Genomic DNA, 24789 nt, shown 5'->3' on the forward strand with positions numbered 1-24789 from the left:
TGTCAGCGGTAGCGATCGGCGGCGTTGAGATAGCCGTTGACGTAAGCGGCCACCGCCTCTTCCAACGCCGTGAAGCCGCCATTGTAGCCGGCCTGGCGCAGCCGATCGCCTTCGCTCTCGGTAAAATACTGATAGCTGCCGCGGATCTGCTCCGGCATGTCGATATATTCGATATTGGGCTGCTGATTGAGCGCGCTATAGGCCGCCAGGATCAGATCGCGGAAGCTGCGCGCATGGCCGGTGCCGACATTGAACAGCCCGCTGACCGACGGCGTTGCGAGCAGCCAGATGATCACCCGCACCACGTCATCGACATAGATGAAGTCGCGGCGTTGATCGCCATCGGCGATGCCCTCGCGGTGCGACTTGAACAGCTGCACCACCCGGCCGCTCTTGATGTCCTCAAAGCGCCGCTCCAGCACGCTGGCCATGGTGCCCTTGTGATATTCGTTCGGCCCGAACACGTTGAAGAATTTCAGGCCGGCCCATTGCGGCGGCAGCTTCTGGCCTTTGGCGACGCGCTCGGCGACCAACAGGTCGAATAGATGCTTGCTCCAGCCATAGAGATTCATCGGCCGCAGCTGCTTGAGGGCCTCCAGCGAAGGATCGTCAGCGAAACCCTGCTCGCCATCGCCATAGGTCGCGGCCGACGAGGCATAGATCAGCGGCACGCCATGGTCGGTGCACCAATCCAGCAGCCGCAGCGACAGCCGGAAATTGCTGTTCATGACGAGATCGCCGTCGGTGGCGGTGGTCGCGGAAATCGCGCCCATATGGATCACGGCATCGAGCCGCCGGCCCTGCAGCCACGCGGCAAGTTCCTCAGGCGGCACGAAATCGGCGAGCTGGCGCTTGGCCAGATTGCGCCATTTGCCGTCTTCCCCAAGCCAATCGCAGACCACCACATCGCTGCGGCCGGCCTCGTTGAGCGCGGCGACGACATTTGATCCGATAAAACCGGCCCCTCCGGTCACCAGCAGCATGGCATGTCCTGTCGTGATTGAGCGCTGCAGGTTTGCCCCACTCCGCCCCGGCAGGCAACCCGAGCCCGGCAGGTTTGCCAACAGGATTAACGGCCAAATCCGGCTGGACGCCGTGATTGCCAAGCGCTATCGGGCTTGCGCAAGCGCCCGCGCTGACGATCGGACCCCGATACAATGAATTATGAATCATTGCTAGCCGAGCTGGCCCAGCGGCCAGATCGTGCCGAAACCAGCCCGGTGCTGCTGGTGCCCTATATGTGGATCGGCGATTTCGTGCGCTGCCATACCGTGGTGCGGGTATTGAAGGACCGCTGGCCGCAGCGGCCGGTCGATGTTTTGACCACCAGCCTGTGCGCGCCGCTGGTCGATTACATGCCCGGCGTGCGCCAGGGCATCGTGTTTGACCTGCCGCGTGGCAAGATTTCGCCCACCCACGAGCGCGCGCTGGCGGCGCGGCTGCGCGCCGAGCAATACGGCGCCTCGCTGGTGATGCCGCGCACCTTCAAAGCGACGATCGCGCCCTGGCTGGCCGGCATTCCGCAGCGAACCGGCTTCATCGGCGAGATGCGCTTTGGGCTGCTCAATGATTGGCGGCGCGGCGAACGGGCGCTGCCGCGCATGATCGACCGCTGCGCCGCGCTGGCGCTGCCCGCCAACATCGAATTGCCGATGGATTGGCCGGAGCCGCAGCTTGAGGTGCCACAGGCCGAGATCGATGCCTGGCGCCAGGCGCGCGGCCTGACCGGCAAGACCGTGGTGGCGCTGGCGCCCGGCGCGGTCGGCCCGGCCAAGCGCTGGAGCTATTATCCGGAAACCGCCAAGGCGCTGACCGCGAAGGGGTTTGAGGTCTGGGTGATCGGCGGGCCGAACGAGACACCAGCCGCGCAGGCGATTGTCGCCGCGGCCGGTCCCGGCGCGCGCGACCTGACCGGGCGCGACCTGCGCGACGGCATTTTGGCGCTGGCCGCCGCCGATCTGGTGATCTCCAACGATTCCGGGCTGCTGCACGTCTCGGCCGCGATCGGCTCGCCGACCATCGGCATCTTTGGGCCGACCAGCGCCTGGCATTACGCGCCGCTCAACCCGATCGAAGCGATCATCGAAACCAAGACCACGGTTGAGTGCCGCCCGTGCCACAAGCCGGTGTGCCGGGTCGAGCATCACCGCTGCATGCGCGACATCCCCGAGGCCGAGGTGACCGCGACCGCGCTGCAAGTGCTGAGCAAGGCCGGGCTCGCCGCCGCCGAGCTGCGCGCGCCATGACCGCACGGCAGCCGCGGCCGGCGGCGTTTCTCGATCGCGACGGCGTCATCAATTACAACGATCACTATGTCGGCTCGCGCGAGCGCTTTCGCTGGATGCCGGGCGCGGCGTCCGCGATCCGCCGGCTCAACGACGCCGGCTACTACGTGTTCGTGATTTCCAATCAGTCCGGCGTGGCGCGCGGCATGTTCACCGAGGACGATGTGCGCACGCTGCACGCCTGGATGTGCGACGAGCTGCTACGCCAGAAGGCGCGGATCGATGATCTGCGCTTTTGCCCCTATCACCCGGACGGCGTGGTCGAGGCCTATCGCCGCCACAGCGAGCACCGCAAGCCGCAGCCGGGCATGATCCTGGATCTGATGGCGAATTGGCCGGTGCTACGCGAGCGCAGTTTTGTGATCGGCGATAGCGACAGCGACATCGAAGCCGCGACCGCCGCCGGCCTGCCCGGCCATCTGTTCGCGCCAGGCGATCTCGATGAATTCGTTGCCAAGGTGTTGGCCAGCAGCGCGGTCACGCCGGGCTAAGTAATCGCTCGGCGGCAGCAATTGCATCTTGAGCGCTCGGCTGCGCGCCCTTGCCGCCGATCACCGTCATCGGCCCAGCGCCGACCGGCCCGGTCAGTCCCGGTTCAGTGGCGAGAAACACCGCAACCAGCGGCACCCGATACGCCGCCGCCAGATGCAGCAAGCCAGTATCGACGCCGATCACCAGCGCGGCATTGCCGATGGTCTGCGCGGTGCGATCGAGCGATTGCCGCGGCAGCACCCGGCTATTTGGAATCGCCGCGCATAGCCGCTCGCTGCGCTGCCGTTCCAGCTCCGTGCCCCAGGGCAGCACCACTTCAAGGCCATGACGCTGCAGCCAATCGCCGACCGCGATCCAATGCGGCTCGCCCCATTCCTTGCTGACGCGCGAGGTGCCATGCAGCAGCACCGCATAGCGCGCCTGATCGGTGTGCGGCTGCGGCACCAGCCCGTAATCGACCTCGCCATCCAGCTGATAGCCGAGCGACAATGCGGTGAGCGTGCGATTGCGCGTCACGGCATGCAGCGACCGGCTCACCGTGTGGGTGACGTCATAAAATTTTGCGGCCAGCGGCTCGCGGATGCTGCCGGCGTCATAGCCATGGCGCAGGCCGGCGGCGAGCTTGGTCATCAACCCGGAGCGGATTAACCCCTGGGTATCGACCACCAGATCGAACTCGCCCTCGCGCAGCGTGGTGACGAATTCGGCGACCTCATGCCAGGTCGAGCGCTGAACTAACTGCTTGCGCCAGCGCCGCGTTGCCACCGGAATGACGTCGGTGATCGCCGGATGCAGCCGCGCCAGCGGCGCAAAGGCTTCTTCCACCACCCAGGACAGCCGCATGCCGGGACGATGGCGGGCGGCATCGCTGATGGCCGGCATTTGATGCACCACGTCGCCGAGCGATGAGGTCTTGATGAAGAGAATCCCAGTCATCCGATCGACCGTGAACGTGGACACAAGCGGGGCCGCGGTTCCACGCGGCCGTTCCCTCGTAACGGCTGGCCGCCGCAAAGTCGATTCCGCCGAAGTGTGAGGGCGGCGCGCGGCACGCGATCCAAGCGTGACGCCGCGACGACGCGCCTGAAACAATGGCGATTTTTGGCTGTTCGCCACCTTTGCCAAGGCGTTCGACGTTGGTGGCATGGTTTCGTTTCAAGGCGCGGGACAAGCGGATAACTCTCGGATTTGGCTTGAAAATCTCAAGCATCGCAGGCAAGGAAACGCAGTTTCCCGGCGGCTGATGCGCGGGCGGATTTGCGGCGTTGCGCCGTCTCATGGAGCGCGGATGACCGATACGCCACGCAAACTGACTGACGATCCCTATGGCGCCGCCATTCTGATCCGGCGCCTGGTGATGGAACAGGGCGCGCTCTATTGGCGCCGTTACCTGGTCGCCTTCATCCTGATGGGCGTGGCCGCAGGCGCCACCGCGCTGTCGGCCTATCTGCTCGGCGAAGTGATCAACAAGGCCTATGTCGATCGCAACGTGCATGGCATCGCCATGCTCTCGATCGCGACCATTGTGATCTTCACCGCCAAGGGCGCGGCCACCTATGGCCATACGGTGATCCTGTCGCAGATCAGCAATGCCATTCTCGCCCGCAATCAGCGCCAGCTATTTGCCAAGCTGATGCGCGAGAGCATCGGCTTCTTCTCCGATCGCCACTCCTCGGAATTCCTCGCCCGCCTGTCCGCCGGCGCCACCTCCGTGACGCAGGTGCTGAGCCTGCTGATCAACGCCGTCGGCCGCGATTTGTTGTCACTGATCGCGCTGGTGACGGTGATGGTGATACAGGACCCGTTCATGGCGCTGTTCGGCTTCCTGATCGCGCCGCCGGCGCTGCTGATCATCCGCAAGCTGGTGCGGCGCATCAAGGGCCTCGCTCATCAGCAGTTCACCGGCAATGCCGACATTCTGGAGACCATGCAGGAGTCGCTGCAGGGCATCCGCACCGTCAAAGCGTTCACGCTGGAAGACACCATGCGCGCGCGCATCGACGCCAATATCGCGGCGGTGCAGCAGACCGCCGACAAGATGGCGAAGGTCTCCAATCGCTCCAGCCCGCTGATGGAGACGCTGGGCGGCGTCGCGATCGCCAGCTGCCTGATGTATGCCGGCTACCGGGTGGTGGCGACCGGCGCAACGCCCGGTCAGTTCTTCTCGTTCCTGACCGCGTTCCTGCTGGCCTATGAGCCGGCCAAGCGGCTCGCCCGTCTCAATATCGAGCTGAATTCCAGCCTGGTCGGCGCGCGCAAACTGCTCGAGATCATCGACGCGCCGGCAAGCGAGCCGGACGACAGCGACAAGCCGGCGCTGCGGCTCAGCGAAGCGCGCGTGGAAATGCGCGATGTCGGCTTCGCCTACCGCACCGACGAGCCGGTGCTGAAGAACATGAGCTTCGTCGCCGAGCCGGGCAAAGTCACCGCGCTGGTCGGCCCGTCCGGCGGTGGCAAGTCCACGGTGCTGTCACTGCTGCTGCGGCTCTATGAAGTGCGCTCGGGCACCATCACCATCGATGGTCAGCCGATCGCGGATGTGTCGCGGCAGTCGCTGCGCCAGCAGACCGCTTATGTCGGCCAGGACGTCTATCTGTTTCGCGACACGATCCGCGCCAATATCGCGTTCGGCAAACCCGGCGCCAGCGACGACGAGATCATCGCCGCCGCCAAGGCGGCCTACGCCCATGATTTCATCATGAGCTTTCCGCACGGCTACGACACCCCGGTCGGCGAACACGGCGCGCAACTCTCCGGCGGGCAGCGGCAGCGTATCGCGATCGCCCGCGCGCTGGTGAAGAACGCGCCGATCATTCTGCTCGACGAGGCCACCGCAGCGCTCGACTCCGAGTCGGAACGGCTGGTGCAGGCGGCGATCGATCATCTGTGCCAGAACCGCACCACCATCGTGATCGCGCATCGGCTGCACACCATCACCCATGCCGATGCCATTCTGGTGGTCGAGGGCGGCGAGATCGTCGAACGCGGCCGCCATGACGATCTGCTCCAGCGCAATGGTCGCTACGCCTCATTCTTCCGGCTGCAACAGCACAACGCGACGCCGCTGGCGCCGCAGGCCGCCGCCGTCTAAGCTCGCACCATGGCGCTCCGCTGACGCGGGGCGCAGCCATGGCCCCCATACGTTGCGAGCTGATTGATGAGCGAGACGTGCTACGTGATCCCCGCTTTGTCCCAACCGAGCCTGGCCGTTCAGGGGGACAGCCGGCGCTTTCCAGTGCGCCGCATCTGGTGCGTGGGCCGCAACTATCTCGAACACGTGCGCGAGATGGGCAATGACGAGCGGCAGCCGCCGTTCTTCTTCGCCAAACACGCCGACATGGTGGCGGCCGATGGCGCGACCATCCCCTACCCGCCGCTCACCAACGATCTGCACCACGAGGTCGAACTGATCGTGGCGCTGAGGAGCGGCGGCCTTGGCATCGCGCCGGGCCAAGCGCTCGATCATGTGTTTGGCTATGGCGTCGGCATCGATCTCACCCGCCGCGATCTGCAAATGGCCTCGCGCAAGAAAGAGCAGCCCTGGGAGATCGGCAAATCATTCGACCAATCGGCGCCGTGCAGCGCGCTGCGCCCCGCCGCCGAGATCGGCCATCCGAGCCGCGGCGCGATCTGGCTCAAGGTCAATGGCACCGAACGGCAACGCGGCGACCTTGATCAACTGATCTGGAGCGTGCCGGAAGTGATCGCGCGGCTGTCGCAGCAGGTGGCGCTCAGTGCTGGCGATCTGATCATGACCGGCACGCCGGCTGGCGTTGCGGCGCTGGCGGTCGGTGACAGCATCGAATGCGGGGTCGATGGCGTCGCCACGCTGCAGGTGCGTATCGGCCCGCGCAGCTAGCCGGTTAGCGTTCCCAATAGCTTAATTCAGCCGCGGTTCTGCCCGGTTTTCACACGGCATCGGCACTTCCCTGGAATCACCGGCAACCTGCCGCGAATTGGTCGTGGTGCGGTCAAAAAGCGCTGAACTGATAGGCGCCGAATGAACCAGCAACGGGGAACTGCTGATGAACGCCATGCCATCCGAGAAACTCGAGACCAAGACCTCCGACAGCGAGCACGCAGCCGCCGCTGCGGCCGATGTCGAAGCCGGCATCCGCGAATTCGTGCGTAACGATGTCGCCTATCTGCGCCGGCCGCTGCAGAACGCCGACGGCACGCTCGATCCGAGTGCGGAAGCCGCCGTCAACAACGTCAATTCGCTGATCCAGCGCGTCGCGGGCGCTTCGCTCGCCGAGATCGAAGGGCTGATCACCGAGCTGCAAAGCTTGCGCGACCTGCTGCACTCCGAAGGTCAGCGCGTGCAGCGTGAGATTGCCGGCTATGCTCAGCTCAGCCAGGCTGCGATGCAGTCGACGCGGCTGATTTCCGACAATGTCGCGCAGTGGAAACAGGCAGCGCAAAAGATCGGCCGCGACTGACGTCGCGCCGGTCATCGCTGCGATACTTACTGCGATACTTGCGCCTGCGATATTTGCGCCTGCGATACTTGCGCCTGCGATATTTGCGCCTGCGATATTTGCAACAGAAGCGATTGACGGCCGGAAATTTCAGCGCGCGATTTGCCCGGCGCCTGGAATTTCCAAGGCCGACAATTTCACAGCGCGAAATTCAAAGCGCACAATTCAATGCGCGCGTTCAGAGCGCGCAACAACGCCGAAATTCACAAGCTGCGCTGGCCGCGCAGCATTCAATGGCTGCTGAGGGGCTGCGGCGTTAGCGAACGCCGCTGTTGATCTGTTCTGGCAGGTCGAGGGTATAGGCGCCATCGGCGTACCCCTTGACCACCATCCCGGTGGTGATCATCACCATCACGGTCACCGCCGCAAAGACGAAGCCCACCACCTTCAAGCCAATACGATCCGCCGTCATCGTCCCACGTCCACCCGTCGTCCACAACTTCCAGCAAGCCCGCGGAAGGTTAACAACCCTTTAACGGACTGCTTTGCATTTTGCCTTTGTCGTAAAAGGCTTGCCAACTGTTTAAGAAGGCGCCGCCGCCACCGGCCCGCAAATCGGGGCCTCAGCAAATCACGGCACAGACCGTCGTGGCACAAAAGCGGAGGCAAGGAAAGAGAACACCAGCTCTCCGCGCTGATTTGTACCTGTGTTTCGGCCTTGCAGAATAGCCCATTGTGGACGGGATTCCGAAATCCGGATCGATTCGACTTCGCTGGCGAATCGGATGGTGTCGCCGGCCAATACCGGCTTGATCCAGCGCAGATCCTTGAAGCCGGGCGACGGCCCGCCGACCGCCGGCAATTCGCCACGCGCCATCGCCTCGGCCGCCTCGCGCTGGCCATCGGCGACCAGCAGCCTCATGCACACCGCGCTGACATGCCAGCCCGAGGCAGCGAGGCCGCCGAACAACGAGCGCCGGCCGGCCTCTTCATCGAGATGAAAGGGCTGCGGGTCGAACTTGCGGGCGAATTCCTTGATCGCTTCCGCCGTAAAAGTGAAGGAGCCGAGTTCGCGGCGCTGACCTACGGCAATGTCTTCGTAGTAACGCATGCGGACGACCTATGCCGTGTGCGGATGACGGAGTTTCATGATGATCGGGCACACCGCCTGCAGCAGCGGCTGATTGGCAGCGTTGCGCACCCTGAAGCCGAACGTCACAATTCCGGTTTCCGGCCGGCTTTGCGACACACGGCTATGCTTGACCTCGACATCGAGCATCAGCTCATCATCGGGGCGCAGCGGCGACAGCCAGCGCACTTCCTCCACGCCGGGCGAGCCGAGCGTGTCCGAGCGCAGCAGAAATCCGTCGACCATCATGCGCATCATCAGCGCGCACAGATGCCAGCCAGAGCCTGACAGCCCGCCCAGCATGCTGTGCCGGGCGGCCTCATCATCAAGATGCATCGGCTGCGGGTCAAACTCGGCCGCAAATGTAATGATGTCATCGCGGCTGACCTTCAACGGGCCGAAGCTGCCAAACGGACCTGGAGGAAAATCTTCAAAGGTAAGTATCATGTTGAGGAAACTGCCGGAGAGAGCCTGATTGTGGCCGTTATTGGCAGCAATCACAAGCGGCAACACGCGCCATGGCGCCGCACCTATCCTCCCTCAGGAGATCTGAATGTTCGAGCTTCGCGATCTGTTCCAGTGGGATCGGTTCATCACCGTTCACATCATCAAGATTTTCTACTGGCTGGCGATCGCGTTGATAGCACTGCTTGGTATTTCCGGCATGTTGTCGGGGCTGACTGCGATGGCGATCAGCCCGTTCGGCGGCTTGATTACCATTCTGGTCAGCCTGGCCGGCATTTGTGTCGGCGTGGTTTTCTCGCGGATTCTCGCCGAATTCATCCTGATCGTGTTTCGGATCAACGAACATCTCGGCGCGATCCGTGACCAGGGCACGATGCGCTGAGCGCGCCGCTCAGCTGCTACGGCACATGCACAAAAGTGCGTAACCAGTCACGCCGGCCGCTCCCGCTGTGGGGCCGGCTCATTCGGCCATTCATACCAACGGCGATTGATACCAACCACGTCATGGCCGGGCTCGTCCCGGCCATCCACGCCTTTGATCTTGCGACGATTTCAAGACGTGGATGCCCGCGACAAGCGCGGGCATGACGTGTCACAATTGAAGGCCGTTGATATCAGCGACCGGCTGATCGTGTTTTAGGTGTTGAAGCGGAAGTGCATCACGTCGCCATCGGCGACCACATATTCCTTGCCTTCCAGCCGCAGCTTGCCGGCATCGCGCGCGCCCGCTTCACCGCCCAGCGACACGTAATCGTTGAAGGCGATGGTCTCGGCGCGGATAAAGCCCTTTTCAAAGTCGGTGTGGATCACCGCCGCGGCCTGCGGAGCCTTGGTGCCCTTGGTGATGGTCCAGGCGCGGGCTTCCTTGGGGCCGACCGTGAAGTAAGTGATCAGGTGCAGCAGCTCGTAGCCGGCGCGGATCAGCCTGTCGAGACCAGCTTCATGCAGGCCGAGCGTATCGAGGAAGTCGGTGCGCTCCTCGCGCGACAGCGTCGCGATTTCCGACTCGATCTTGGCGGAGATCACCACCGCGACCGCGTCTTCTTCCTTGGCGCGCGCCATCACCGCTTCAGAGAAGCTGTTGCCGGAGCCGGCGGAGCCTTCCTCGACGTTGCAGACATAGAGCACCGGCTTGGAGGTCAACAGGCCGAGCATGCGGAACGCGCGCTCTTCTTCCGGCTTGCGCTCCAAAAAGCGCGCCGGCTTGCCATCGCGCAGCAGGCTCAGCGCGCGGTTAACCAGATCGAGCTGTTCCTTGGAATCCTTGTCGCCGCCCTTGGCTTTCTTGCTGAGGTTGTCGACGCGCTTTTCCAGGCTTTCGAGATCGGCGAGCATCAGCTCGGTCTCGATGGTGTCGATGTCGGCGATCGGCGCCACCTTGCCATCGACATGGGTGATGTCGGAATCCTCAAAGCAGCGCACCACATGGGCGATGGCATCGACCTCGCGGATGGTGGCGAGGAACTGATTGCCAAGACCTTCGCCCTTTGAGGCGCCCTTCACCAGACCGGCGATATCGACAAAGGTCAGGCGGGTCGGGATGATCTGCGCCGACTTGCCGACTTCGGCGAGCTTGTCGAGCCGCGGATCCGGCACCGCCACTTCACCGACATTCGGTTCGATGGTGCAGAACGGATAGTTCGCAGCCTGCGCGGCCGCGGTTTCGGTCAGCGCGTTGAACAGCGTCGACTTACCGACATTCGGCAGTCCGACGATTCCGCATTTGAATCCCATGAACCTGTCCTGAATTCGTTAGGCCGGCGCGTCATGCGCCGGGCTTGTCGTCCTTCGCGCCAAAACCCTTGGCCTGCAGTGCCAGATGCACCTTGTTCTGGAACTGCGAGTCGCGGCCACCGATCAAGAGATCGGCGTTGTCGGCGATCGCATCGAGCATGGCTTCGACCCAGGGCCGTTCGGCCTTGGCAAAATCGTTCAGCACGTGGCTGTGCACCAGCTCCTTGACGCCGGGGTGCCCGACCCCGACCCGGACCCGGCGATAATCATTGCCGACATGAGCGGAGACCGAACGCAGCCCGTTATGTCCGGCGATGCCGCCGCCAACCTTGACGCGCATCTTGGACGCCGGCAGCTCGATCTCATCATGCACCACGATGATATCGGGCAGCCCGATCTTGAAGAAGCTCGCGGCATCCTGCACCGCGCGCCCGGACTCGTTCATGTAGGTAAGCGGCTTCAGTAGCGTGACGCGGTCGCCGCCGATCGTGCCGTCTGCGGTCTCGCCCTGAAAACGACGGCGCCATGGCGAGAAGCCATGACGCCGTGCGATTTCGTCGAGCACCATGAACCCGATATTGTGCCGGTTGCCCTGGTACTTGCTGCCAGGATTGCCGAGCCCAACAAGGAGGCGCATGACGCGGCGCTCTGCGCCGGATTACTTCTTCTTCTCGGCGGCGGGCTTGGCAGCCGCGGGCGCCTTGGCAGCAGCGGCGGGCGCAGCAGCCGGAGCAGCAGCGGTCGCAGCCTTGTCCTCGTTGTAGCCCGACGGCGGCACCACGGTGACCAGGGTCACGTCGTCGCGCGACACCGGCTTGACGCCCTTGGGCAGCGCGATGGTCGACAGGTGCAGCGAGCTGCCGATGTCGAGCGTGCCGACGTCAGCCTCGATGAACTGCGGAATGGCGTCCGCCTCGGCTTCCAGTTCGACCGTGTGGGTCACGATGTTGATCGTGCCGCCACGCTTCACGCCCGGCGCGGTTTCGGTGTTCTTCAGGTGCAGCGGAACGCTGACGCGGATCGTGGTGCCCTGGCCGAGGCGCAGGAAGTCCACGTGGATCGGGAAGTCGCGCACCGGATCGAGGTGGAAGTCGCGCGGAATCACGCGATGCTTGGTGCCGTCGAGGTTGACGTCGAAGATGGTGGTGAGGAACCGGCCAGCGGCAATGCGCAGCCGCAGTTCGCGATCATCGAGCGAGATCGCCAGCGGGGCCTTGTTGTCACCATAGATCACAGCCGGAACACGGCCGGCGCGACGCTCAGCCCGTGCGGCCCCCTTGCCGACTGACGGACGCGCGGTCGCCTTCAATTCCTTGACGGTCGTCATTTCAATAAGCCCTTGTTTAAACGAGACCTTTCGAGAGCACCGCGAGCTTGCGCCGCGCCTCCGAGCCGTCTCTGGGTTGTAAAAGTTATGGGCCGCGGAGCGGCCCATTGGCACGACACAGCAAGCCTCCAGGGGTGCGGGGGCTGTGCGCGTGCCGGGCTTTTAGCGCCAAAGCCCGGGAAACACAAGAAAATGGGCGGGGTTTTCCGGCGCCGATCGCCGGTGCCGGCCCCAGGCATAGGGCCGGCCGGCGGCGCTGGCAGCCCGCCGCGTAAGCGGGCGGGGACTTGGACGATCCGGACTTACGAGGCCGGACTTAGGAGGCCGGACTTATACCACCGGGTCGTACCAATGACCGTCATGCCCGCGCTTGTCGCGGGCATCCACGTCTTAAAATTGCAGCAAGATCAAAGACGTGGATGGCCGGGACGAGCCCGGCCATGACGTGCGGAGTGGTTGGTATCAATCGCCGTTGGACTTAGACGGTCGGCGTGCCGCCGAGCTTGGCTTCCAGCGCGGCGATCCGGGCCTTGAGCGCGTCGTTCTCTTCGCGGGCGAGCTTGGCGATGTCCTTGACCACCTCGAACTCCTCGCGCTTGACGAGGTCGAGATCGCGCAGCACCCGCTCGGCCTGGGTGCGGACCACGGTCTCGATCTCGCGCTTCACGCCCTGGGCGGCGCCGGCGGCATCATTCATCAGGCGTCCGATCTCGTCGAAAAGCCGGTTGCTGGTCTGAGTCATGTCGTACTCCGGTGCTATCCCTGTTGGCGGCGCCCGCCCAAAATGGCGACGCCGGCTTTGTCCGACAAGGCCGCAGCGGCGGCAGATCGCACCGCGGGCCGTCGAATTCCGGGGTTCCTTGTAACGGCGGGCGCGGCCTTGGCAAGCGACCGCTGCGATCTGCCAGCGTATATCGGCCTGCCCCAGCCGAGCACGGATGCGCGCTGTACCGCGCCCGGCTTTCGTCGTAAGTGGTGCGCAATGTCGTTTGTGCTCGCCTTCCCCGTCTTTGATCCTGTGGCGATTGCGGTCGGACCGATCGTGATCCGCTGGTACGCGCTCGCCTATATCGGCGGCATCGTGATCGGCTGGTTCTATGCCCGCGCGCTGCTGAAGAATCAGCGGCTGTGGGGCGGCACCTCGCCGATCCCGCTGGTGGCCTGGGATGACTTCATCCTGTGGGTGACGCTCGGCATCATCCTCGGCGGCCGCATCGGCTATGTGCTGTTCTACAATCTCGACTTCTTTATTCAGCACCCGCTCGAAATCTTCGAATTGTGGAAAGGCGGCATGTCGTTCCACGGCGGCTTTTTGGGCTGCGTGATCGCGGTGCTGGCCTTCGCCTGGAAGCGCGGGCTGCCGATCGCCTCGCTCGGCGACCTGACCTGCGCGGTTGGCCCGATCGGGCTGCTGCTCGGCCGGATCGCCAATTTCATCAATGGCGAATTGTGGGGCCGCGCCGCCGATCCGAGCCTGCCCTGGGCGATGGTGTTTCCGACCGGCGGCCCGGTGCCGCGCCACCCAAGCCAGCTCTATGAAGCCGCGCTGGAAGGCGTGGTGCTGTTTCTGGTGCTGGCGCTGATGATCCGCGCCAAGGCGCTGAGCCGCCCCGGCCTGATCATGGGCGCGTTCATCGGCCTCTATGGCGTGGCGCGCATCATCGGCGAATTGTTTCGCGAGCCCGACCCGCAGCTCGGCTTCCTATGGGGCGGCTGGACCATGGGCATGCTGCTGTCGGTGCCGATGATCGTTGTCGGCCTGGGCATTGTGGTGTGGGCGCTGCGGCGGCCACCGTTGACCGCCAAGGCGGCGACGGGCCACAGTTCACACTGAGCCGGAGTTCAGCCGTGACCGACACGCTGCTGCAAGCGCATATCAAGCACCTGATCAAGACGGCCGGGCCGATGCCGGTGTGGCGCTACATGGAGCTGTGCCTCACCCACCCGGAGCACGGCTACTATGTGGCGCGCGATCCGCTCGGCCGCGACGGCGACTTCATCACCTCGCCGGAAGTCAGCCAGATGTTCGGCGAACTGCTCGGGCTGTGGGCGGCGTCGATCTGGAAGGCGATCGGCTCGCCGCAACTGGTGCGGCTGGTCGAGCTTGGCCCCGGCCGCGGCACCATGATGTCGGACGCGCTGCGCGCGCTGCGCGTGCTGCCGCCGCTGTTCCAGTCGATCCAGGTGCATCTGGTCGAGATCAACCCGGTGCTGCGCGAAAAACAGCGCGCCGCGCTCGGCCATCTCGATAATGTCAGCTGGCACGACAGCATCGACGAGGTGCCGGGCGGCACCACGATCCTGTTCGCCAACGAATATTTCGACGTGCTGCCGATCCACCAAGCGGTGCGCAAAGAACAAGGCTGGCACGAGCGCGTCATCGAGATCGATGACGCGGGCGAGCTGGTGTTCGGCGTCGCCGCTGAACCGATCCCGCGCTTTGAGGCGCTGCTGCCGTCCTGGGTACGCGCGGCGCCGATCGGCGCGGTGTTCGAATGGCGCCCGGATTCGGAAATCATGAAGATCGCCACCCGGGTGCGCGAAGAAGGCGGCGCGGCGCTGATCATCGACTATGGTCATCTGCGCAGCGACGCCGGCGACACTTTTCAGGCAATCGCCCAGCACGCTTATGCCGATCCGCTGAAACATCCCGGCCAGGCCGACCTGACCGCCCATGTCGATTTCCAATCGCTGGCGCGGGCCGCCGAGAGCATCGGCGCCCGGGTGCACGGCCCGGTGACCCAGGGCGAATTCTTGAAGCGGCTCGGCATCGAGACCCGCGCGCTGGCGCTGATGGCCAAGGCCAGCCCCGAAGTGTCCGAGGATATCGCGACCGCCCTGCAACGCCTGACCGGCGGCGGCCGCGGCGGCATGGGCTCGATGTTCAAGGTGATCGGCGTCTCGGAGGCCGACCTCAACGAGATCGCCGGTCTGACCGACGTGGCGCGCAGCGAGGCCAGCGCATGATCCTGACTTCGCCGCGACTGGCCGAACTGCCGGGGCTCCGGCACGCCTTCTTCACCCGCGCGGGCGGGGTCTCGACCGGAATCTATGACAGCCTCAATGGCGGCATCGGCTCGAAGGACGATCCGGCCTGCGTCGAGGAGAACCGGCGCCGCATGGCGAGCGCGCTCGGCGTGCCCGCCAGCCATCTGCTGACCGCCTATCAGGTGCACTCGCCCGACGTCGCGATCGTCGACGAGCCTTGGGAGATCGCCGCGCGCCCGCAGGTTGACGCGATCGTCACCCGCACTGAAGGGCTGGCGATCGGCATCACCACCGCCGATTGCGGCCCGGTGCTGTTTGCCGATCCGGCCGCCCGGGTGATCGGTGCCGCCCATGCCGGCTGGAAGGGCGCGCTGACCGGCGTGCTGGAGACCACGCTCGCCGCGATGGAACAGCTCGGCGCCAGCCGCGCCGGCATCGTCGCCGCGATCGGGCCGCTGATCCGGCAGCCGAGCTATGAGGTCGGCGCCGAATTCGTGCAGCGCTTTCTGGCTGACGACCCGGCCTATGCCGCGTTCTTTATACCCTCGAGCCGCGAGGGCCATTCGCTGTTCGATCTGGCCGGCTTCATCCGGCAGCGGCTCGAAAACGCCGGGGTCGGCACCATCGACGATATCGGGCTCGACACCTATCCGGACCCGCGGTTCTTCAGCTATCGCCGCACCGTGCACCGCCAGGAGCCGGATTACGGCCGGCACGTCCACGCGCTGGCGCTCATCCCCTGATTTCTTTAAGTCCCTAAAATTTTTAGATAATTTTCCCAGGCGCGGCAGTCTTGCGCTGACTTTACCGGACGGTTGCGACTTTCCTGCCCTAGACCTTAACGGATTTTAACGATATCGCTCGCTCCGCACGGCCCGCTTCGTCGGCCATCAGGAGACGTGATTCGGTCCCATGCTTGGTCTCTCGCCAGGTCTTCAGCCTGCTGGTCTTCAGCCTGCGCAATCGCGCCCCGCTCGAACCATCCTTGGTCGAGCCCCCGCTTGGCGTCTGGTTCGCGCCGTGACTGCCCTGGCGATCGCCAGCGCCGCCGCCGGCTGCGTCTCCAACGGCAACTCCCCGCAAAATGCCTTCGCGCAGATGGGCGGTGCCGGTGGCACCACCGTCGCCTTCGAGTCGATCGACGGCCCGCCGCCGCAGGTGTTCGACCGCCTGGTTGGCGCGCTCGACAGTGAATCCAAGCTGCGCAACGTCTCGGTGGTGTCGCGCCAGGGCGCGGCCGCGTACCGGGTGCGCAGCTATCTGGCCGCCCATATTCGCGGTGGCCGCACCAGCATCGCCTGGGTCTGGGACGTTTATGACCGCGATCAGCAGCGCGCGCTGCGGCTGTCCGGCGAAGAAGCGGCCGGCAAGGCCGGACGCGACGCCTGGGCGCAAGCCGATGATGTCGTGCTGCGCCGGATCGCGCAGGCGGGCCTGACCGGCCTGACCCAGGCGCTGAACGGCAATGCACCCGAGCCGAGCGCGCCCGCCCGATCGGCCGGCACCGCGGTCGCCGCCACCCAGCCGCCCGCCAGTGAGGCGCGCAGTGCCGAGGTGCGCAGCTCTGACAGCCCGGCGCCGACCATGAGCCTTGCCGCCGCGGATTTCAGCGCGCATTAACAATTCGGATCATAACCGGCGAAAAGCACGGTCTGATCCGGCAATACGGTACCCGATGGGTTGCCAGTGCCAACGTGTCCTTGTTATGAGGACCCCCGTCCAGATGGCCTGTTCTGTGAGTATTCCGATATGTTGAACGTTGTATCCACCAAATCCGGGGGGGAGGCGTCGATGTCGGGCAAGAACGGCTCCGTCAAGCTGGTCGCCGGCAATTCCAACCGCGCGCTGGCGCAGGAAATCGCCAACTGGCTCGGCATGCCGCTCACCAAAGCGGTGGTCCGCCGCTTTGCCGACATGGAAGTATTCGTTGAGATTCAGGAAAACGTCCGCGGTTCGGACGTGTTCATCCTGCAATCGACTTCGTTCCCGGCCAATGACCACTTGATGGAACTGCTGATCATCACCGATGCCTTGCGGCGTGCTTCCGCGCGTCGCATCACCGCGGTGATCCCGTATTTCGGCTATGCCCGGCAGGACCGTAAAGCCGGCCCGCGCACTCCGATCTCGGCCAAGCTCGTCTCCAACCTGATCACCCATGCCGGTGCCGACCGGGTGATGACGCTCGATCTGCACGCTGGGCAGATTCAGGGCTTCTTCGATATCCCGACCGACAACCTGTACGCCTCACCTGTGATGGTGCGCGACATCCGCGAACGCTTTGACCTCAGCAAGGTCATGGTGGTGTCGCCGGACGTCGGCGGCGTGGTCCGTGCCCGTGGTCTTGCCAAGCGCATCAATGCGCCGCTGGCGATCATCGACAAGCGCCGCGAGCGCGCCGGCGAATCCGAAGTGATGAATGTGATCGGTGAAGTCGACGGCTACACCTGCATTCTGGTCGACGACATCGTCGATTCCGGCGGCACGCTGGTCAATGCGGCCGAAGCGCTGCTCGGCAAGGGTGCCACCGAGGTCTATGCCTACATCACCCATGGCGTGCTGTCGGGCGGTGCCACCACCCGCATCATCAATTCCAGGCTCAAGGAACTGGTGATCACCGACTCGATCCAGGCCACGGAAGCCGTGCGCAACGCGCCCAACATCCGCTCGCTGTCGATCTCGTCGCTGATCGGTGAAGCGATCGGCCGCACCGCGGCCGAAGAGTCGGTGTCGAGCCTGTTCGATTAAACAGCGCTGACCCTTCTGATCTTGCAGGCCGCCCCTGAGTTCCCTCAGGGGCGGCCTGCTTTTTGGATGCCTGCTTTTTGAATTAACAGCGCCGCGGCTCATACCATCGGGTCGTACCAATGATCGTTAGCGCGGGCATCCACGTCTTGAAAGCGCTGCAAGATCAAAGACGTGGATGGCCGGGACGAAGCCCGGCCATGACGTGCGGACAGGCTGATATCAATCGCCGCTCATGTCACATGATGCCGGCGGCAACCTGGCTGCGCAGCCGCTCGAAGCTCGCCAAGGTATCGGCGCAAGCCTGCGCCACTTCGCGTCCCTTGCGGACGAAATGCTCGCGGATAAAGGCGAACTGCTCCTCGGTCTCGGCAAAGCCCTGCGGGGTCGAGATCGCGGAAAACACCGGCACCTCCGTGCGCAGCTGCACGTCCATCAAAGCCCGGATCACGGTTTCTGCGACATAGCCGTGCAAGCCGCTGTCCACGACTAGGCCGGCCGCGACCAGCGCGGTGTAACGGCGGGTCTTGGCCAGCGTCTGCACATGCAGCGGGATCTCGAACGCTCCCGGCACTTCAAAGCGATCGACCTGCGCCGGCAAGATGCCGCAGGCCTCGATCTCGGCGCTGAAGGCGTCCCAACAGCCCGCCACCACATCCTGGTGCCAGGACGATTGCACAAAGGCGACGCGCTGCGGCTTGGCAAAGCGAACCGGCGTGCGGGGCCCCGTGGTGACGATATCGCGGCTCGACATGAACATACTCTCTGGTTTGGACTTGCGCGGGGGCGACTATGCCGAAAGCGAATTGCGGCAACAAGATCGCCCGCGGCATGCCGTATGGCGGAATCAGCGGGTGGAAACGCGCTGGGACTCGCCTGACGGGAATGACGCCGCCAGACTCGGGCACCGTGCATTTGATTCCGGTTTGTTCTAGGCACGAATGTCACACTTGTGGACGGCCCTGGGTTTGCCTGTGGATGGGCAGGTCATGCCGTTGCACAGATTCCGCAAATCACATCATCTCACTCCTGCAAGCCTTCGATCAGTAACTCACATCCGATCAGTAACGGCTGGCGTAGTTGCGTCATGATCCGCAGCGCGGCGTTTCCTTCGCAGCTGACGGTCCCTCAGCGTGTGTACCAATCATTTCAAAACGTAAGGTCGCGACGGCATGCCCTTGCTGGAAGGCATCTTTGAATCAAAAAACAATCCGCTGGCGGCGGTGGAAGACATTGCCGCCTCGAATGATCTGTCGTTTGAACGCTCCGGCGACGACGAAATCGTCATGCTCTCGAAGGGCACCTGGACCGATTATCAGCTGTCTTTCACCTGGATGAACGAGATCGAAGCGCTGCATCTGGCCTGCGCGTTCGAGCTCAAAGTGCCGTCGGCGCGTCGCGCCGAGGTGCAGCGTCTGGTGGCGATGATCAACGAGCAGATGTGGATCGGCCATTTCGACATTTGGACCCACACCGGCACGGTGATGTACCGCCAGGCGCTGCTGCTGCCGGGCGGGCTGAACGCCACCACCGCCCAGTGCGAAAGCATGTTGATCGGCGCGCTGCACGCCTGCGAGCGCTACTACCCCGCGCTGCAATTCGTGGTCTGGGCCGGCAAGTCGGCCGAGGAAGCGATGCAGAGCGCGATGTTCGACACCGCCGGCGAGGCGTAACCGCCGCGCCGCGGCGACGAAACAGGTGGATGCCGGAATGAATTCGGCCCCCGCCACCGACCTTGGTGCTATGGTCCCGGCCGTTTCGCTATCCGGGATATTGCCAATGTCGATCACGTCCAAGACCAGCCCTCTCGCGCAACTCAGCGGCACCATCTTATTGGCCGGTGCCGGCAAAATGGGTGGCTCGCTTCTCACCGGATGGCTGGCGCAGGGGCTCGACGGCTGCAACGTTGCCGTGCTCGAGCCGGCACCCTCCGACGACATTGCCGCCCTCACCGCGCGCGGCGTGCGCTTCAACCCGGCGCCGCAGGACCTCGGCACGGTCGACGCGCTGGTGATCGCGGTCAAGCCGCAGATGTTCCGCGAAGCCGCCGCCCAGCTGAAAGCCTATGTCAGCCCGTCGACGCTGGTGGTGTCGATCATGGCCGGCATCACCGTCAGCGCGCTGCAGGACGCCTGCGGCGGCGCCGTGGTGCGCGCCATGCCCAACACCCCAGCTGCGATCGGCCGCGGCATCACCGTGGCGGTGGCTGCCGCCGAAGTCAGCGCCGGCCAGCGCAGCACCGCCGACGCGCTGCTGCGCGCCACCGGCGCGGTGGAATGGGTCGATGACGAACAGCTGATCGACGCCGTCACCGCGGTATCGGGCTCGGGCCCGGCCTATGTGTTCCTGCTGGCCGAAGAACTGGCGCGCGCCGGCGTCGAGGCCGGCCTGCCCGAACAACTCGCGATGAAACTGGCGCGGGCCACCGTCGCCGGCTCCGGCGAGCTGCTGCATCGCTCCGAACTCGACGCCGCCACGCTGCGCAAGAACGTCACCTCGCCGAACGGCACCACCGCCGCCGCGTTCGATGTGCTGATGGCCAATGACGGGCTGCGGCCGCTGATGATCCGCGCGGTCGCCGCCGCCAAGAAGCGCTCGGAAGAACTGGCGAAGTAATCGATCATCGTCCCTCCCCGCAAGGGGGAGGGATCAAACCGGACTACACCGGCACGCGCACCGTGGCGCGCAAGCCCCCCATCGGGCTGTCGCTGAGCAGAATGTCGCCGCCATGCGAGCGGGCGATATCGCGCGCGATCGCAAGGCCCAGCCCGGTTCCGCCCTCATCCTGATTGCGGGCAACATCGAGGCGCAGGAACGGCTTGAACACCTCCTCGCGCATCGCATGGGGAATGCCCGGCCCGTCATCATCGACCGTGACCGTCAGATAGCGATGGTCGCGGTGGCCGGTGATCGCGATATTGTCGGCATAGCGCGCGGCATTCGACACCAGATTGGCCAGGCAGCGCTTGAACGCCGCGGGCTTGACCGTCACCACCGGCTCGCCGTGGAACTGGACGGTGGCGACGTGGCCGTGCCGTTCGGCATCGCTGCGCAATTCTTCCAACGCCGCCGCCATGTCGGTCGGCTGCGCCTGCTCGCCACTGTCGCCGCGCGCGAACGCCAAATAATCCTCCAGCATCCACGCCATCTCGTCGACGTCCTTGCGCATCGCCTCGGTTTCCGGGCTGTCGCCGAGCAGCGCCAACTCCAGCTTGAAGCGCGTCAGGATGGTGCGCAGATCGTGCGACACGCCGGCCAGCATCGCGGTGCGCTGCTCCATGGCGCGTTCGACGCGCGACTTCATTTCGATAAAGGCATAGGCGGCGCGGCGCACCTCGCGCGCCCCGCGTGGCCGGAAGTTCGGCACCTCGCGGCCCTTGCCAAAACTCTCGGCGGCATCGGCGAGCCGCAGGATCGGCCGGATCTGATTGCGCAGAAACAGCACCGCCACCACCAGCAGGATGGTCGAGGTGCCGAGCATCCAGAACAGAAATATCTCGGAATTGGAGGCGTAGGCCGCGCTGCGCTGGGCAAACACCCGCATCACCGCGTCATCGAGCTGAATGCGGATCTCGACCAGATTGGAGCGGCCCACGGTGTCGATCCAGAACGGCCGTGCGACACGGCGGCTGAGCTGCCGCGAGATCGATTGATCGAGCAGCGAGAAGAACGGTTTGGGACCCGGCGGCGGCATGTCGTCCGGCCCGAGAAAATCCACCACCAGGCCAAGCCGCTCCTGGGCGATGCGGCGCAATTGGCTGCGGTCCTTGTCCTGCGGATAGCCTTTGTAAACATCGATCAGCGCCGCGATGTCCTGCACCACCGCGGACGACAGCCGGCGCGTCACCGTGTTCCAGTGCCGCTCCATGAACACGAACGCCACCACCGATTGCAGCACCACCATCGGCACGATCATGATCAGCAGCGAGCGGGCATACAGCCCCTTGGGCATGAAATCGTTGAAGCGCCGCCACGCCTGATCGTGGAACGCCACCACCCGCCGCGACACGGTGCGGATCATCGACAGCCCAACGTCGAGAGAACTCATGACAGCCTCAAGGCACCGCGATCAGCCGGTAGCCGATGCCCCGCACCGCTTGCAGGAACAGCGGGTTGGCCGGGTCCTGCTCGATCTTGCGGCGCAACCGGTTGATCTGCACATCGACCGCGCGCTCATTGACGTCGCCGCCGCCGGTGAGATCGCCGCGCGCCACGGTCTCGCCCGGCGTCGAGGCCAGCAGCCGCAGCATGTCGCGCTCGCGGTCGGTGAGATGCACGATCTCCTCGCCCTGGCGCAGTTCGCCGCGCTCAAGGTGAAACACGTAAGGCCCGAACGTGACCTGCTCGATGCGCTGCGCGGCATTCGGCATCGCGCGCTTGAGGATATTGCCGATGCGCAGCAGCAATTCGCGCGGCTCGAACGGTTTTGCGACATAATCGTCGGCGCCGATCTGCAGCCCCTCGATGCGGTTCTCCGGCTCGTGCCGCGCGGTCAGCATGATGATCGGCACCGCCGACTCGGTGCGGATCGCACGCGCCAGATCAAAGCCGCTCTCGCCCGGCATCATCACATCCAGGATCAGCAGATCGAAATGCAGCCCGTGCAGCTTGGCGCGGGCGTCGGCGGCGCATTTTGCGGTGGTCACCCGATAGCCTTCGCTGGCCAGGAACCGCGACAGCAGATCGCGAATCCGGCGGTCGTCATCGACCAGCAGCAGATGCGGCGCATCGTCCGCTGGCCGCGGCGGCTTCTTCGGCTGGATCGCGAATTCCGTCACCGTCCATCCTTTGATTGGGGCCCACCTGATGGGGGCGCGCCGGCCAGGATGCTTTGCAGCACCTTGTCCGGATCATCCTGATCGATCATGCCGCGCAGAAATGTCAGCACGGTCGCGGCGTCGCCTGTGCCAAGACCGGCGAGCGCATGGTTGATGCGGCCGGTCTGCAGCCGCGCCAGCTCGGTGACCAGCGCTTCGCCCTTGGCGGTGGCGAAAAGAAGCCGCTGGCGGCGATCGGTGTCGCCGGCCTTCTGCACGATATAGCCCTCGTCCAACAGCTGTTTCAGCACCCGCCCGAGCGATTGCTTGGTGATGCGCAGCACGTCGAGCAGATCGGCGACCTTAAGACCCGGATAGCGCGACACGAAATGCACGACCCGGTGATGGGCGCGGCCGAAGCCGAAGGTTTCGAGCACGTGGTCGGCATCGCCGACAAAATCGCGGTAGGCAAAAAACAGCAGTTCAATGATGTCCCAACGCGGCGTCGGCGCCGCGTCAGCCACAGCGGCGACCTCGCTCTGCGGGGCGGCCGGGGCAAGCTCGGTGCAATTTATGTCAGCCATATTGACATATCTGGGTTTTATGTTACAAAACCAACGATCAAGACGAAATAATCGACTATTCCGCTTGCGACACTCGCCCTTGCAGTCCGATAAGGAAGCGGACGGCGACGCGCACCCGCAGGTCGGACAGTAGCCCGGAACATAGCGGAGTTCATGCATTCCGCCAAAGCATGTCTCCCGGCCATTCCGGGATGTAGAACCCACCTGCGCCGGCATGTTGGCCGGGCTCGCATAACCATGACGGCCACCGTTTTGGCGCGCCGTTCCAGGAGATTAAGTCCATGGGCGTTTCGTTCGACAAGATCGATGGCTCGCTTTGCTTGAAATTCGATATCCAGCCGAAGGCGGACCCGACGCCCGATCAGGAGCGCGCCGCCAAATTGGTGTCCCCGGGTTTTGGCCGGGTGTTTTCCGATCACATGGCCGTGGTGCGCTACAGCGCGGAACAGGGCTGGCACAACGCCACCGTCGAGGCGCGCGGCGCGTTCCAACTCGATCCAGCCGCCGCGGTGCTGCACTATGCCCAGGAAATCTTTGAGGGCCTGAAGGCCTATAAGCGCGACGACGGCGGCGTGAACCTGTTCCGCCCCGACGCCAACGCCAAGCGCTTCCGCGACTCGGCCGACCGCATGGCGATGCCGCCGGTGCCGGAGGCGGTGTTCATCGAAGCGGTCGAGCAATTGGTGCGCATGGACCGCGAATGGATTCCGAGCGGCGACGGCAGCCTGTATCTGCGGCCGTTCATGATCGCCAGCGAAACGTTCCTCGGCGTCAAGCCGTCGCACGAATACATCTTCGCGGTGATCGCCTCGCCGGTCGGCTCCTATTTCAAGGGCGGCCCGGCCCCGGTGTCGATCTGGGTGTCGCGCAACTACACGCGCGCCGCGGTCGGCGGCACCGGCGCGGTGAAATGCGGCGGCAACTACGCGGCCAGCCTGCGCGCGCAGGCCGAAGCGATCGATCACGGCTGCGATCAGGTGGTGTTCCTCGATGCGCGCGAGCACCGCTACGTCGAAGAACTGGGCGGCATGAACGTGTTCTTCGTGTTCGAGGACGGCTCGTTGTCGACGCCGCCGCTTGGCACGATCCTGCCCGGCATCACCCGCAACTCGATCATCGCGCTGGCCCGCGAATCCGGCGCCATTGTGCGCGAGGAGCCCTACACGATCGAGCAGTGGCGCGCCGATGCCGAGAGCGGCAAGCTCAAGGAAGCGTTCGCTTGCGGCACCGCCGCGGTAATCTCACCGATCGGCAAGGTGTGCTCGGCCAATGGCGAATTCGCCATCAATGGCGGTGTTGCCGGTCCGGTGGCGATGGGGCTGCGCAAGAAGCTGGTCGATATCCAGTACGGCCGCGCCGCCGATACCCACGGCTGGATCAAGAAGGTGTTTTGAGACCCGCCGCCTGCCTCTCTACGCACGCGGGGAGAGGTGAACAGGTCGCGACCTCAACGACACAACAGCTCTAGATAAACTAAGCGTTCTGAAGCACGGCCTACTCCCTCTCCCCGCTTGCGGGGAGAGGGTTGGGGTGAGGGGTTGATGAGCTACGGCGCGTTGATGCGCCCCCTCACCCGGATCACCGCTGCGCGCTGATCCGACCTCTCCCCGCACGCGGGGAGAGGTGAAGAAGCCGCGCCTGTTACGAGACACCAACACGAGTCATTCCGGGGCGCGCGCAGCGCGAACCCGGCGACTGTCTCAGGTGTCAAGGGTCTTACCTTGATATGGCGTGTCGGCTTTGACGAGTGCGTTGGCTGTGACGAGCAGTTTTCGGGCGATTGCGATGAGCGCGACCTTTCCGGGTTTTCCTTGCAGGCGAAGGGCGTTGTAGTCGTCGCGGAGCTTGGGGTGGTGGCGGGCGGCGAC

Annotated in this window: 27 protein-coding genes and 1 pseudogene; 14 read left to right on the top strand and 14 right to left on the bottom strand. The window is 64.6% G+C overall.

Annotated elements, in window-relative coordinates; translation table 11 throughout:
• Positions 1–2: 2 nt before the first annotated feature.
• Positions 3–983, bottom strand: coding sequence for an ADP-glyceromanno-heptose 6-epimerase (gene rfaD / locus BJ122_RS14665; protein WP_110781919.1), 981 nt, complete (start codon positions 981–983; stop codon positions 3–5).
• Positions 984–1157: 174 nt separating this feature from the next.
• Between rfaD and waaF the strand changes: the two genes are divergently transcribed.
• Both waaF and BJ122_RS14675 read left to right on the top strand, forming a co-directional pair.
• Positions 1158–2246, top strand: coding sequence for a lipopolysaccharide heptosyltransferase II (waaF, locus tag BJ122_RS14670; RefSeq protein WP_110781920.1), 1089 nt, complete (start codon positions 1158–1160; stop codon positions 2244–2246).
• Entirely contained in the window at positions 2243–2776 is a 534-nt protein-coding gene (locus tag BJ122_RS14675; protein WP_110781922.1) for a D-glycero-alpha-D-manno-heptose-1,7-bisphosphate 7-phosphatase, read from the top strand. Before waaF ends, BJ122_RS14675 begins: the two co-directional genes overlap by 4 nt.
• On the opposite strand, the gene waaC is transcribed toward BJ122_RS14675, so the two are convergent.
• Complete coding sequence (gene waaC, locus BJ122_RS14680) at positions 2763–3713, bottom strand: lipopolysaccharide heptosyltransferase I (RefSeq protein WP_110781923.1); 951 nt, start codon at positions 3711–3713, stop codon at positions 2763–2765. The two genes, BJ122_RS14675 and waaC, sit on opposite strands and share 14 nt — an antisense overlap.
• 352 nt (positions 3714–4065) lie before the next feature.
• Here waaC and BJ122_RS14685 point away from each other — a divergent pair, with 352 nt between their 5' ends.
• The 3 genes from BJ122_RS14685 to BJ122_RS14695 all read left to right on the top strand — a co-directional run bounded on the left by BJ122_RS14685 (position 4066) and on the right by BJ122_RS14695 (position 7216).
• A complete protein-coding gene (locus BJ122_RS14685; RefSeq protein WP_110781925.1) occupies positions 4066–5868 on the top strand; it encodes an ABC transporter ATP-binding protein in 1803 nt (600 codons plus the stop codon).
• Between the two features lie 66 nt (positions 5869–5934).
• A complete protein-coding gene (locus BJ122_RS14690; protein WP_110781926.1) occupies positions 5935–6636 on the top strand; it encodes a fumarylacetoacetate hydrolase family protein in 702 nt (233 codons plus the stop codon).
• Between the two features lie 166 nt (positions 6637–6802).
• On the top strand, positions 6803–7216 hold the full coding sequence (locus BJ122_RS14695) for a hypothetical protein (RefSeq protein WP_110781928.1): 414 nt from the start codon (positions 6803–6805) through the stop codon (positions 7214–7216).
• Positions 7217–7511: 295 nt separating this feature from the next.
• Here BJ122_RS14695 and BJ122_RS19305 read toward each other — a convergent pair whose 3' ends face one another.
• The 3 genes from BJ122_RS19305 to BJ122_RS14705 form a co-directional block, all read right to left on the bottom strand.
• Positions 7512–7667: a hypothetical protein gene (locus tag BJ122_RS19305; RefSeq protein WP_181418964.1), complete on the bottom strand. Its 156-nt coding sequence runs from the start codon at positions 7665–7667 to the stop codon at positions 7512–7514.
• A 159-nt stretch (positions 7668–7826) separates the two neighbouring features.
• A complete protein-coding gene (locus BJ122_RS14700) occupies positions 7827–8306 on the bottom strand; it encodes a MaoC family dehydratase (RefSeq protein WP_027278133.1) in 480 nt (159 codons plus the stop codon).
• A gap of 9 nt (positions 8307–8315) precedes the next feature.
• Positions 8316–8771, bottom strand: coding sequence for a MaoC family dehydratase (locus BJ122_RS14705; protein WP_110781956.1), 456 nt, complete (start codon positions 8769–8771; stop codon positions 8316–8318).
• A 106-nt stretch (positions 8772–8877) separates the two neighbouring features.
• On the opposite strand from BJ122_RS14705, the gene BJ122_RS14710 reads away from it, so the two are divergent.
• Complete coding sequence (locus BJ122_RS14710; RefSeq protein ID WP_110781930.1) at positions 8878–9171, top strand: DUF4282 domain-containing protein; 294 nt, start codon at positions 8878–8880, stop codon at positions 9169–9171.
• 254 nt (positions 9172–9425) lie between these two features.
• Here the strand turns inward: BJ122_RS14710 and ychF are convergent, their stop codons facing one another.
• From ychF to BJ122_RS14730, 4 genes are all read right to left on the bottom strand, one after another.
• Complete coding sequence (ychF, locus tag BJ122_RS14715; RefSeq protein ID WP_027278136.1) at positions 9426–10523, bottom strand: redox-regulated ATPase YchF; 1098 nt, start codon at positions 10521–10523, stop codon at positions 9426–9428.
• A 31-nt stretch (positions 10524–10554) separates the two neighbouring features.
• A complete protein-coding gene (gene pth / locus BJ122_RS14720) occupies positions 10555–11160 on the bottom strand; it encodes an aminoacyl-tRNA hydrolase (RefSeq protein ID WP_027278137.1) in 606 nt (201 codons plus the stop codon).
• Positions 11161–11181: 21 nt separating this feature from the next.
• Positions 11182–11850, bottom strand: a complete 669-nt coding sequence (locus BJ122_RS14725; RefSeq protein WP_110781932.1) for a 50S ribosomal protein L25/general stress protein Ctc — start codon at positions 11848–11850, stop codon at positions 11182–11184.
• Between the two features lie 478 nt (positions 11851–12328).
• A complete protein-coding gene (locus BJ122_RS14730; protein ID WP_110781933.1) occupies positions 12329–12592 on the bottom strand; it encodes an accessory factor UbiK family protein in 264 nt (87 codons plus the stop codon).
• A 240-nt stretch (positions 12593–12832) separates the two neighbouring features.
• Between BJ122_RS14730 and lgt the strand changes: the two genes are divergently transcribed.
• The 5 genes from lgt (at position 12833) to BJ122_RS14755 (ending at position 17583) form a co-directional block, all read left to right on the top strand.
• The gene (lgt, locus tag BJ122_RS14735; protein ID WP_110781935.1) at positions 12833–13684 is read left to right on the top strand and encodes a prolipoprotein diacylglyceryl transferase; all 852 of its coding nucleotides are present in this window, start codon (positions 12833–12835) and stop codon (positions 13682–13684) included.
• 71 nt (positions 13685–13755) lie between these two features.
• Entirely contained in the window at positions 13756–14817 is a 1062-nt protein-coding gene (locus tag BJ122_RS14740) for a class I SAM-dependent methyltransferase (protein ID WP_110781958.1), read from the top strand.
• On the top strand, positions 14814–15581 hold the full coding sequence (gene pgeF, locus BJ122_RS14745; protein WP_110781937.1) for a peptidoglycan editing factor PgeF: 768 nt from the start codon (positions 14814–14816) through the stop codon (positions 15579–15581). The genes BJ122_RS14740 and pgeF overlap by 4 nt, the downstream gene beginning before the upstream one ends.
• Before the next feature lie 169 nt (positions 15582–15750).
• Positions 15751–16458: a hypothetical protein gene (locus BJ122_RS14750; protein ID WP_430694786.1), complete on the top strand. Its 708-nt coding sequence runs from the start codon at positions 15751–15753 to the stop codon at positions 16456–16458.
• Between the two features lie 171 nt (positions 16459–16629).
• Positions 16630–17583, top strand: a complete 954-nt coding sequence (locus tag BJ122_RS14755; protein WP_027278143.1) for a ribose-phosphate pyrophosphokinase — start codon at positions 16630–16632, stop codon at positions 17581–17583.
• A 235-nt stretch (positions 17584–17818) separates the two neighbouring features.
• On the opposite strand, the gene BJ122_RS14760 is transcribed toward BJ122_RS14755, so the two are convergent.
• Positions 17819–18334 (bottom strand): 6,7-dimethyl-8-ribityllumazine synthase, encoded by a 516-nt coding sequence (locus tag BJ122_RS14760; protein ID WP_181418965.1) that lies wholly within the window; start codon positions 18332–18334, stop codon positions 17819–17821.
• 418 nt (positions 18335–18752) lie between these two features.
• Between BJ122_RS14760 and BJ122_RS14765 the strand changes: the two genes are divergently transcribed.
• Together BJ122_RS14765 and proC are read left to right on the top strand one after the other, a co-directional pair.
• Positions 18753–19253 carry a type III secretion system chaperone family protein gene (locus BJ122_RS14765; RefSeq protein WP_110781942.1) on the top strand — a complete coding sequence of 167 codons (501 nt, stop codon included), beginning with the start codon at positions 18753–18755 and terminating at the stop codon, positions 19251–19253.
• A gap of 106 nt (positions 19254–19359) precedes the next feature.
• Entirely contained in the window at positions 19360–20196 is an 837-nt protein-coding gene (gene proC / locus BJ122_RS14770; protein ID WP_181418966.1) for a pyrroline-5-carboxylate reductase, read from the top strand.
• A 43-nt stretch (positions 20197–20239) separates the two neighbouring features.
• Here proC and BJ122_RS14775 read toward each other — a convergent pair whose 3' ends face one another.
• Genes BJ122_RS14775 through BJ122_RS14785 form a run of 3 tightly spaced genes read right to left on the bottom strand, consistent with a single transcriptional unit; the run spans position 20240 to position 22921 of the window.
• Positions 20240–21628: an ATP-binding protein gene (locus tag BJ122_RS14775; protein ID WP_110781944.1), complete on the bottom strand. Its 1389-nt coding sequence runs from the start codon at positions 21626–21628 to the stop codon at positions 20240–20242.
• Between the two features lie 7 nt (positions 21629–21635).
• Positions 21636–22358 (bottom strand): response regulator, encoded by a 723-nt coding sequence (locus BJ122_RS14780; protein ID WP_110781946.1) that lies wholly within the window; start codon positions 22356–22358, stop codon positions 21636–21638.
• A complete protein-coding gene (locus tag BJ122_RS14785; RefSeq protein ID WP_110781948.1) occupies positions 22355–22921 on the bottom strand; it encodes a MarR family winged helix-turn-helix transcriptional regulator in 567 nt (188 codons plus the stop codon). Before BJ122_RS14785 ends, BJ122_RS14780 begins: the two co-directional genes overlap by 4 nt.
• 281 nt (positions 22922–23202) lie before the next feature.
• Here BJ122_RS14785 and BJ122_RS14790 point away from each other — a divergent pair, with 281 nt between their 5' ends.
• Complete coding sequence (locus tag BJ122_RS14790) at positions 23203–24315, top strand: branched-chain amino acid aminotransferase (RefSeq protein ID WP_110781950.1); 1113 nt, start codon at positions 23203–23205, stop codon at positions 24313–24315.
• Positions 24316–24621: 306 nt separating this feature from the next.
• Here the strand turns inward: BJ122_RS14790 and BJ122_RS19920 are convergent.
• Positions 24622–24789, bottom strand: a pseudogene (locus BJ122_RS19920) (IS110 family transposase); the annotation flags it as partial.

The sequence above is a fragment of the Rhodopseudomonas faecalis genome, from assembly GCF_003217325.1.
Classification (GTDB): Bacteria; Pseudomonadota; Alphaproteobacteria; order Rhizobiales; family Xanthobacteraceae; genus Rhodopseudomonas; species Rhodopseudomonas faecalis.